Here is an 8,788-nt window from a genome sequence, read left to right as displayed (position 1 = left end):
GGATTGTGGCGGGGGCCGGGTGGGTGGCGGATGCACCCGTCAATCGGGGGTGAATCGAGGGTGTTCTTCCGTGCACCGACAGTGAATGGCGAGCGCCCGAATGGGGCGGTAATGCGGCGGCAAAGGAAGAACCGCGCCGGGACATAGGAAAACCCCACCCGGGGGAGTGGGGTAGGTGAGTCGCAGCCCCGTAAGGGGCGCGGGGAACTGCGCGACCAGCCACAACGGACCGGCAGTCGCCGGACAACCTGGTGAACCGAGCTCGTAGGCGACTCGGCGGCGGACGACCCGCAGTCGCGAACCGGGCCTACGAGGCGCCCGGCAGGCGCGGTGCCCGGGGCGAAGCCCCGAAACGGACGACGGGCAGAAGCCCGTCCTGGTCAGCCCGTACTCGTATAGCCGCAGTTCCAGCACTTGTACACGCCGTTGCCCATCTGCTGCATCATGTTCTGGCAGTTGGGGCACGCCAGCGCCAGCGGCGTCAGGGGCACCGGCGGCGCCAAGGGCATCAAGCGCGTCGAGGGCCTCAAGGCCCGACGACGCCCGGCTCGGTGGCGCAGCGGGGGCAGAAACCGCGGACGACCACCGGCGAGGTGGCGTCGCCCGGGCTCTCCGCCGCGACGACGACCCTCAGCAGTCGCCGGCAGTGCGGGCAGCGCTCGTATGCCTGCCCCCGGTCGCCGATCGCAGCGGCGAGGATGCGTTCGAGCGAAGCGCCGTCGTCCATGGTGCGTGTGTCCTGTCTCCACGGGATCCCCTCCTCGGGTAACTCCCTACCCGCCCCGTTGTTGCCCAACTCCGCCGCTGAGGTGCGGGTTACGTCCTCACGGGGGGCTGAACCTGTGTGCCGATGCGGAGGGGCGGCGCTACTGTTCGCGGGATCCGCCGGTGCGCACCACCGCTCTTCGGGGGCCGCGGCCCTCACCGCCGGGGCGGCCGTGCGCGGACATGCATGCGTTCGCCCTGGGGCCCGAACAGGCTGAGGATCTCCACCGGGGCGTCCCCCGTGCTGCCGAACCAGTGCGGCAGGCGCGTGTCGAACTCCGCCACCTCGCCCTCCTTCAGCACCACGTCGTGCTCGGCGAGAACCAGACGGAGGCGGCCGCTCAGGACGTACAGCCACTCGTAGCCCTCGTGCGTGCGCGGCTCCGGGGTGCTGCGGGCCGGGCCCATGACCATCTTGAACGCCTGGACGCCGCCGGGCTGCTGGGTGAGCGGCACGATCGTGGAGTCGTCGCCGTGCCTGACCGGTTTCAGCCGTACGCGCGGGTCGCCCACCGGAGGCGCGCCGACCAGCTCGTCCAAGGGCACCTGGTGGGCGTGCGCGATCGGCAGCAGCAGCTCCAGGCTCGGCTTGCGCTGCCCGGACTCCAGCCGGGACAGCGTGCTGACCGAGATCCCGGTGGTCTTCGACAGCGCGGCGAGGGTGCACTTCCGGCGCTGCCGGATGCTCTTGAGCCGCGGGCCGACGGCGGCCAGTACGTCCTCCATCCCTTTATTGCAGAAACGGCAACAAGGTTTGTCAAACGGGCCGGCCCGGGCGGACTCTCGGCGCCAGGAGGTGTTCACCATGTCCACCATGTCCACCAGGGAAGACGTCGTGATCATCGGAGGCGGTGCGGGCGGGCTGAACGCCGCGCTCGTCCTCGCCAGGGCCCGCCGCCGCGTGCTCGTGATCGACTCGGGGAAGCCGCGGAACGCGCCCGCGCGCGAGATGCACGGCTTCCTCTCGCGCGACGGCATGCCGCCCGCCGAACTGCTCGCCACCGGGCGCGCGGAAGTCGAGCGGTACGGCGGCCGGGTCGTACGGGGCGAGGTGCGCGCGCTGACCCGTGAGGGCGACGGCTACGGCGACGGCTACGCGGCCCGGCTCGCCGACGGCACCACCGTGCGCGCCCGCCGCGTGGTCGTGGCCACCGGGCTGCGCGACGAGCTCCCCGACGTGCCCGGCCTGCGGGAACGCTGGGCGCGCGACGTCCTGCACTGCCCGTACTGCCACGCCTGGGAGGTCCGCGACCGGCCGTTCGCCGTCTTCGGCGGACTGCCCGGTTCCGTGCACCAGGCGCTGCTCGTACGGCAGTGGTCCGAGGACGTGTCCCTCGTCGGCGGCAGCCTGTCCGCCGAGGACCGCGCCCGGCTCGCGGCCCGTGGCGTACGGATCGTCGAGGGCGAGCCCGTCGGCCTGGCCGTCGAGGACGACGCGCTGCGGGGCGTACGGCTCGCCGACGGCACCGTCGTACCGTGCGCCGCGCTGTTCGTGGCCACCAGGCCCGTACCGAATGACGCGCTCCTCACCGGCCTGGGCTGCGAGCGCGACGGGAACGGCGGCCGGGTGCGCGTCGACGCGTCCGGGCTGACCAGCGCGCCCGGGGTGTGGGCGGTCGGCAACGTCGCGGAGTACGGCGCCCATGTGGTGGCCGCCGCCGCGGCCGGGGCGAAGGCGGCGCTCGCCGTGAACATGGATCTGATCGAGGAAGACGTGAAGGAGTACGCGCGATGAGCGCCCACAAGCACGGTCACGGCCACGGCCATGACGGAGACTTCGACTTCGACTGGGCCGCGATGGCCGATCTGCTGGAGCTGGAGGGCGAGACGCACAGCCCGTACGTACGCCAGGCGCTCGACGAGCTGAAGGACCTCCGGCCGGGGCGCGTCCTCGACATCGGCAGCGGGCCCGGCGTCGCCGCCTGCCGCCTCGCGGAGACCTTCCCGGAGGCGGAGGTCACCGCCGTGGACGGCAGCCCCGAGCTGCTCGCCCGGGCGGAGGCGCGGGCCGCGCGGCTCGGCGTACGGCTGCGGACGCGGGCGGCGGAGTTCCCGGACGGGCTGGCCGGTCTCGAACCCGCGGACCTGGTGTGGTCGGCGCAGGTCGTGCACCACGTCGGCGACCAGCAGGACGCGCTGGACCGCCTCGCACGGCTGCTGAACCCCGGTGGCGTCCTGGCCATCGTCGAGGGCGGCCTCCCGGCCCGCTTCCTCCCGCGCGACCTCGGCTTCGGCCGCCCCGGCCTCCAGGAGCGCCTGGACGCGGCGATGGCGGCCCGCTTCGACCGCATGCGCGTGGAACTCCCCGGCTCGGTGGCGGTGGTCGAGGACTGGCCGGAGATGCTGCGTGCGGCGGGGCTGTCGGAGGTCCGCAGCCGTACGTTCCTCGTGGAACACCGCGCGCCGCTGGGCGAGGGCCCGCGGCGCAGCGTGCGGGCGGTGCTGGAGCGGCAGCGGGGCCTTCTCGACGGCCTGTCCACGGAGGACGGCGAGACGCTGGACCGCCTGCTCGATCCGTCCGACCCGGCGGGCGTGGACCGGCGTACGGACTTGTTCCTGCTGACGGCGAAGACGGTGCACTTTGGGGTGCGGGCGTAGGGGTGCTGTGAGTCGTTTGGCGTGCGCCTACTGGGGTGCCTCTTGCGGTCCGTATGCGGCTGCGGGTGCGTTGTGGCTGGTCGCGCAGTTCCCCGCGCCCCTTTCGGGGCGCGGGGAAGTGGAGTTACGCTTCCGTCGTCTCCTCGTCCTCCGTCGGGGTCTCCGCCTGGGCCGCGACGACCTGGAGTACGGCCGCGTCCCCGTCGACCGCCAGCGTCACGCCGGCGGGGAGCGCGATGTCCTTGGCGTGGACGGTGTGGCCCGCGTCCAGGCCGGCGACGGAGACCGTGACCGCCTCGGGGATGTGGGTGGCCTCGGCCTCGACGGGCAGGGTGTTGAGCAGGTGCTCCAGGAGATTGCCGCCCGGGGCCAGGTCGCCCTCGGTGTGGATGGGCAGCTCGACGGTGACCTTCTCGCCCTTCTTCACGGCGAGGAAGTCCACGTGGACCAGGAATCGGCGGATGGGCTCGCGCTGCACGGCTTTGGGGATGACGAGTTCGGACCTGCCGCCGACGTCCAGCCTGATCAGGGCGTTCGGGGTCTTCAGCGCCATCATCAGCGCGTGCCCGTCGACGGCTACGTGTTTGGGCTCGGCGCCGTGCCCGTAGATGACGGCGGGGACCTTGTTCTCCCGGCGTATCCGGCGCGCGGCGCCCTTGCCGAAGTCGCTGCGCGGCTCGGCGGTGAGTTTCACTTCAGCCATTGTTCGCACTCCTCGTATCGACTCGTGGGATCTGCTGGCCGACCGTTCGCCCGGCGCACGGCGGAACTCCACGAACTGCTACGAAGAGCGCACGTCGATGACGGATGCGCCGCACCCCGCGTCAGCGGTACGGCTTCCCTCGCCGGGCAACCAGATCAGCCTAACCGGCAAGGGCTTTGCGGACATCGATACGGGGAAATGCGAGCCGGTCGGCGGAGAGCGCCGCCGAATGATTCCTCCGCTCAATCCTCCGTATCGATCAGCTCGCAGGCGCGGCCCACGGCGGCCAGGGCCCGGTCGGTCCGGTCGGGGGCGGCGGCGATGACGTCCAGTGCGGTGTCGGCGAGTTTGATGACGTGTTCGTTGCCGTGCGCCGCGGCCCGTTCGAAGGCTTCCTCGGGTGTGGGCGGTGGAGGGGAGACGGAAGCGAGCGGGGAGGCCGGGGTGTAGGCGGCCGTGACCACCGCGGCGGCCTGCCAGGCGGCGGCGTAGCTGGGAACCCACAGGTCGCGGGGGAGTGCCGGGAGGGTGCGCAGGACGGCGTTGGGGGCGGTGGCCGCGTGGACGAGCATGATCGCGTCGCCGTGGGCGTGGTCCGCGTAGCGGCACGTGGCCTCCGCGACCAGCTCCGCCAGCAGGTCGCGGGCCTCGTCGGGGCCGGACGGCGCCCGCAGGAGACCCGACGCGGCGGTCCAGTCCGGCGTGGCCGGGAGCTGGGCGACGCGGTCGAGGATCCCGCCCCGCTGGTCGGGCACGGCCGGTACGGCGGCCAGGGCCTCGGCGGCGCGGGCGGTGCCGGAGGGCACGACGGCCGGGGCCAGGGGCAGATGACGTGCCGCCCAGTAGCCGAGGGCGTGCCCCAGCTCCGCGTGGCGCGCGGTGTTGCCCTCGTCCGCGAGGAGGGCCCGTACGGCGTGGCCCACGCGGATCGCCGGGTGCGCGGCACCCGCCAGAATCCCGGGCAGCAGCCGCGGCCACCACACCGCCAGCACATCCCGCCAGGGGCGCCCGCCCACCTGGCCGGTGAAATAGGTGATCCAGTCGCCGAGATGGCGCGGATCCCCTAACGCGTCGCGCCAATTCCCCTCGCCCAGCCGGATTCCGGTGCCGGACGGTATGTCCTCGAGTTTGTGCCGGTAACCGTCGATCCAGCCGTGCACGACGGGCGCGTGCCCGTGCCGGACGAGTGCCTCCACGGCCATGGGCGCGTGATTGGAAAGCCAGCCCAGCCGCTCGGGTCCGCTGCGGTGCAGCCGGTCCAGTGCTTCGTCGAGTGTGGAATCCGCCGACGCGGCGGTCGTTGTATCGCTCATGAAAGCCACGCTAGGCAGGGAGCGGCTGCCCGGGTAACGGCCAATGGACTTACGCCCGGAGGACGGGACCGGGTCGGGCGGGAGGACTGGCCCCCGCCGAAGCGGGGGCCATTGCACGGCTTCACATGGGTGATGGGGGCGATAGCGGAGGTAGCGGCGCAGTTCCTGCGGGCGACGGGCGCCCCTGATGGCTCCGCAACTCCGCGGTGAGCGCTTCCACGCGGTCGAACTCCCCGAAACGGAGCGCGGAGGCGCGAGCGAGCGTGAGCCGCGCACAGAGAAGGCACCAGGTGTGCGTGTTCACGTTCACGGGCCCACCCGGTGCGTCTCGTGGAAGTGCCGCGCGGCGTGCTCGTCGCAGGCGGCGACGGCGGCGCTGTCACCCCGGGCCCAGGCCCGCTCCCGGACCCCGTTCAGCCACCGGCAGGTACGACAGCTCCGGGCGTCCCCCTTGACGATCGTGTACGGCCCGACGGAGGCATGGGCGAGTGCGATCACATGTGGCTCCCGGTGGTGCTGCGCTTGTTGACTTCGCGGACCTTGTCGCGAAGAGCGGCGTCGCGCTCCTCCGGCGCGGGCTGCTGTGGCGTGTCGGTCATGAGTTCCCTTTCGTGGCGTCGCTTACGGACTGCGTCCACAGCGTCGCGGTACGGGACTAGCCTCGGAAGGGGTGACCCGTTTACAACGGCAGTGTTGGGCAAGGGAGTTAAGTCATGGCCAATGTTCGAAGCGCGCTGGGGCAGTCCAAGGTTGGCTGGGAATTCTTCGGCACCGAACTGAAGCGGCGCCGCGAGGTGGCCGGCTACACCCAGGAGCGCCTGGGTCACCAGGTCTTCTGCTCGGGCTCGTACATCGGCCAGCTGGAAGCGGCCATCCGGAAGCCGCAGCTGGATCTCGCACAACGGATCGACGCGGTGCTGAAGACGGACGGGTTCTTCGAGCGGATGTGCAGGGAGCTGATCGACAGCTCGCCGTATCAGCACTACTTCGCGGAGGCCGCGTACCTGGAGGGGCTTGCGGACACGATTCGTGAGTACGCGCCAGTGTTCATGCCGGGCCTGCTTCAGACCGCCGCGTACGCGCGGGCCGTCGTCCTGGCAAGTGTTCCTCATCTGTCGGACGATGAGGTCGAGGCCCGAGTGAGGGCTCGACTGGAGCGGCAGCGCATTCTTGAGGATCCAACAAAGCCGCTGTTGTGGGTGGTTCTCCACGAGAACGTCATCAGGTGCAAGGTCGGTGGCGCCGCGTGCATGAGTGAGCAACTGCTGCACGCGGCCGCACTCGCGCGCAAGCGCCGGATCACCTTGCAGGTCCTGCCGTACGAGGCGGGTGCCCCAGCGCTGGCTGCCATGGTCACCTTGATGACCTTCGAGGACGCCCCGCCGGTGGCGTACAGCGAGGGTGCTCATTCGGGATGCCTGGTGGACACCCCGGAACGCGTGACAGGTATCGAGCGAGCCTATGATCGCGTCCGAGCTGCCGCGCTGTCCCCTGACGCGTCTTTGGCGCTCGTCCAATCAGTGGCGGAGGAATACGCACATGAATGCTGAGTGCGCATGGCGGAAGAGCTCCTACAGCGATGGCCCGGGTGGCAGCTGCGTCGAAGTCACGGACCGCATATCCGGGGTCGCCATCCCCATACGGGACTCCAAGACCCCCGCCGGGCCTGCCCTGGGCGTTCCGACCGAAGCCTGGGCGGACTTCACAGCCGGGATCGCCACCTGACATCACCGTCGCCGACACGGGAGTTGACGAAGAGATGCTGTGGCCGAAATCCGTGAAAGACCGCATCAAGACCGGTACGGACAGGGAGCTGGTCCACAGTTATCCGTTCCGGTCGGCGTGCCCGTCCAGCGTGTGGGGAGAGCTCATCGGAGGCTCGTCCCAGGACCTGTTCTTCGCCGGCTACACGAACTACTTCCTCTGGCTCGATCAGCCCGACTTCGTCGGCACGCTACGCCGCAAGGCCGAGCAGGGGTGCCGGGTGCGATTCCTCCTGGGCGACCCCGACGTGGACGTCACCCACCAGCGCGAGCAGCTCGAAGACGTCGAGCTCACCGTCTCCACGCGCGTCAGGATCACCCTGGAGCACTTGCGGAAACTGGGCGCGGAGCAGGGCGTGGAAGCCCGCTTCTCCGCCTCCGAGGACGCGGTCAACCACGTCTCCCTCTCCGTCTTCCGCTTCGACGACCAACTCCTGGTGACTCCCCACCTGGCCCGACTCGTCGGACACGATTCCCCGCTGCTGCACCTGCGCCGCCAGGGCGACGGAGGCATGTTCTCCCGATTCGCCGAACACGCAGAGGAACTGTGGGGGCGGGGCGCGCCCGTACCGGTTTCGGCCGGCCGCTGATTATCCGCGTCTCTGATCGAATCGGTGGTGAAGGATTATGCGAACGAACAGTGAAACGGCATGGCGCAAGAGCAGTTACAGCAACGGCGGCGATGGCTCGGGCGGCGGCAGTTGCGTCGAAGCGGTCACCGGCATCGCCTCCGCCATCCCCATACGGGACTCCAAGACCCCCACCGGCCCCGCCCTGAGCATCCAGGTCCCAGCCTGGGCGGACTTCGTAACCGGGATAATCGCCTGACGCCCCGAGCATGGGCGCGGGTGTCGCGCCCGGAACTGGTTCGGGGCGGTGGGGCGCGCAGTGGGCATGGCCCCGCCGGGATGCCGGGCCGGGCCGCCTCGCTGGGCGCTCGCAGGACACAAGCAAAGAGCCCCCGCCGAAGCGGGGGCCGTGTCCTTACGCTCCTCCTGGCGTCAGCCACACCTGGTCGAGGTGGCCGTCGCACTGGTTGCCCGCCTCGCAGGAAATCTTGATGTGATTGTTGCCCGGATTCAGCTTCACCAGAGTCCAGGTCTTCATCCAGTTGCTGGACCACTCACCCGGATTCGTATTGCCGTGGTTGTCCATCTTTATCGGCAGCGTATTCCGCTGGTCGTTGACGGTCACGGCCAGGTTCGCGTCCTTGCCGGGCACACCGTACGAGAGGTAGAGGCGGTAGTCGCCGCCGTCCGGGACCTGGATGGCCCAGTCCACTCCCGCGCCTTGCTGTTCCAGGCCCTTCACGTACACGCCGCCGCGGGACTTCGCCCCCGCGACCTTCGTCTCGGTGCTCGCGCCGCCGATGAGTTGGAGAGTGGCCGCGTCGCGGCTGAGCTGGCTCGCCGCCGAGGCGTTGCTCGGGGACGGGTCCGGCGACGGCTCCTTGGTCTTCCCGCTCTGCTGCGGCTTCGGCTTGTCGTCACCGCCGCCCGCGCTGAGCTTGTCGTCCACCTTGCTGTCGCCGTTGTTGGCGATCATCGCGGCGCCGATTCCGCCCGCGACGACCACCACGACGGCTATCGCTGCGATCAGCAGACCGCGCCGCTTCGGCCGCTGGCCGCCGCCGTGGCCCTGGGAGG

The 8,788-nt window shown here is 70.7% G+C and carries 12 protein-coding genes and 1 pseudogene; 6 read left to right on the top strand and 7 right to left on the bottom strand.

The window, feature by feature from the left end; translation table 11 throughout:
• Positions 1-380 precede the first annotated feature (380 nt).
• The 3 genes from K6I34_RS38410 to K6I34_RS25025 all read right to left on the bottom strand — a co-directional run bounded on the left by K6I34_RS38410 (position 381) and on the right by K6I34_RS25025 (position 1,491).
• On the bottom strand, positions 381-509 hold the full coding sequence (locus K6I34_RS38410) for a hypothetical protein (RefSeq protein WP_275127147.1): 129 nt from the start codon (positions 507-509) through the stop codon (positions 381-383).
• Between the two features lie 17 nt (positions 510-526).
• Complete coding sequence (locus K6I34_RS25030; RefSeq protein ID WP_229328649.1) at positions 527-727, bottom strand: hypothetical protein; 201 nt, start codon at positions 725-727, stop codon at positions 527-529.
• A gap of 194 nt (positions 728-921) precedes the next feature.
• A complete protein-coding gene (locus K6I34_RS25025; protein ID WP_229328646.1) occupies positions 922-1,491 on the bottom strand; it encodes a helix-turn-helix domain-containing protein in 570 nt (189 codons plus the stop codon).
• An 88-nt stretch (positions 1,492-1,579) separates the two neighbouring features.
• On the opposite strand from K6I34_RS25025, the gene K6I34_RS25020 reads away from it, so the two are divergent.
• Together K6I34_RS25020 and K6I34_RS38405 are read left to right on the top strand one after the other, a co-directional pair.
• Positions 1,580-2,500, top strand: a complete 921-nt coding sequence (locus K6I34_RS25020) for an NAD(P)/FAD-dependent oxidoreductase (protein WP_229328644.1) — start codon at positions 1,580-1,582, stop codon at positions 2,498-2,500.
• Positions 2,497-3,363: a trans-aconitate 2-methyltransferase gene (locus tag K6I34_RS38405; protein ID WP_275127146.1), complete on the top strand. Its 867-nt coding sequence runs from the start codon at positions 2,497-2,499 to the stop codon at positions 3,361-3,363. The genes K6I34_RS25020 and K6I34_RS38405 overlap by 4 nt, the downstream gene beginning before the upstream one ends.
• 124 nt (positions 3,364-3,487) lie before the next feature.
• On the opposite strand, the gene K6I34_RS25010 is transcribed toward K6I34_RS38405, so the two are convergent.
• The 3 genes from K6I34_RS25010 to K6I34_RS25000 all read right to left on the bottom strand — a co-directional run bounded on the left by K6I34_RS25010 (position 3,488) and on the right by K6I34_RS25000 (position 5,877).
• On the bottom strand, positions 3,488-4,066 hold the full coding sequence (locus K6I34_RS25010) for a 50S ribosomal protein L25/general stress protein Ctc (RefSeq protein WP_229328642.1): 579 nt from the start codon (positions 4,064-4,066) through the stop codon (positions 3,488-3,490).
• 242 nt (positions 4,067-4,308) lie between these two features.
• Positions 4,309-5,379: a questin oxidase family protein gene (locus K6I34_RS25005; RefSeq protein WP_229328640.1), complete on the bottom strand. Its 1,071-nt coding sequence runs from the start codon at positions 5,377-5,379 to the stop codon at positions 4,309-4,311.
• A 306-nt stretch (positions 5,380-5,685) separates the two neighbouring features.
• A complete protein-coding gene (locus tag K6I34_RS25000) occupies positions 5,686-5,877 on the bottom strand; it encodes a hypothetical protein (RefSeq protein ID WP_229328638.1) in 192 nt (63 codons plus the stop codon).
• Between the two features lie 215 nt (positions 5,878-6,092).
• Between K6I34_RS25000 and K6I34_RS24995 the strand changes: the two genes are divergently transcribed.
• From K6I34_RS24995 to K6I34_RS24980, 4 genes are read left to right on the top strand one after another with little or no spacing between them, the layout of a single operon-like run.
• On the top strand, positions 6,093-6,929 hold the full coding sequence (locus K6I34_RS24995; protein ID WP_229328636.1) for a helix-turn-helix transcriptional regulator: 837 nt from the start codon (positions 6,093-6,095) through the stop codon (positions 6,927-6,929).
• On the top strand, positions 6,841-7,104 hold the full coding sequence (locus tag K6I34_RS24990; protein ID WP_308294054.1) for a DUF397 domain-containing protein: 264 nt from the start codon (positions 6,841-6,843) through the stop codon (positions 7,102-7,104). The genes K6I34_RS24995 and K6I34_RS24990 overlap by 89 nt, the downstream gene beginning before the upstream one ends.
• Positions 7,105-7,138: 34 nt before the next feature.
• Positions 7,139-7,732 carry an XRE family transcriptional regulator gene (locus K6I34_RS24985; RefSeq protein ID WP_229328632.1) on the top strand — a complete coding sequence of 198 codons (594 nt, stop codon included), beginning with the start codon at positions 7,139-7,141 and terminating at the stop codon, positions 7,730-7,732.
• A gap of 37 nt (positions 7,733-7,769) precedes the next feature.
• On the top strand, positions 7,770-7,970 hold the full coding sequence (locus tag K6I34_RS24980) for a DUF397 domain-containing protein (protein ID WP_229328630.1): 201 nt from the start codon (positions 7,770-7,772) through the stop codon (positions 7,968-7,970).
• A gap of 156 nt (positions 7,971-8,126) precedes the next feature.
• On the opposite strand, the pseudogene K6I34_RS24975 reads toward K6I34_RS24980, so the two are convergent.
• Positions 8,127-8,788: pseudogene (locus K6I34_RS24975) on the bottom strand (carbohydrate-binding protein); the annotation flags it as partial.

The organism is Streptomyces sp. UNOC14_S4 (assembly GCF_020740835.1).
In the GTDB taxonomy this organism is placed as follows: Bacteria; Actinomycetota; Actinomycetes; order Streptomycetales; family Streptomycetaceae; genus Streptomyces.
This window is presented reverse-complemented; position numbering and strand designations above follow the sequence as displayed.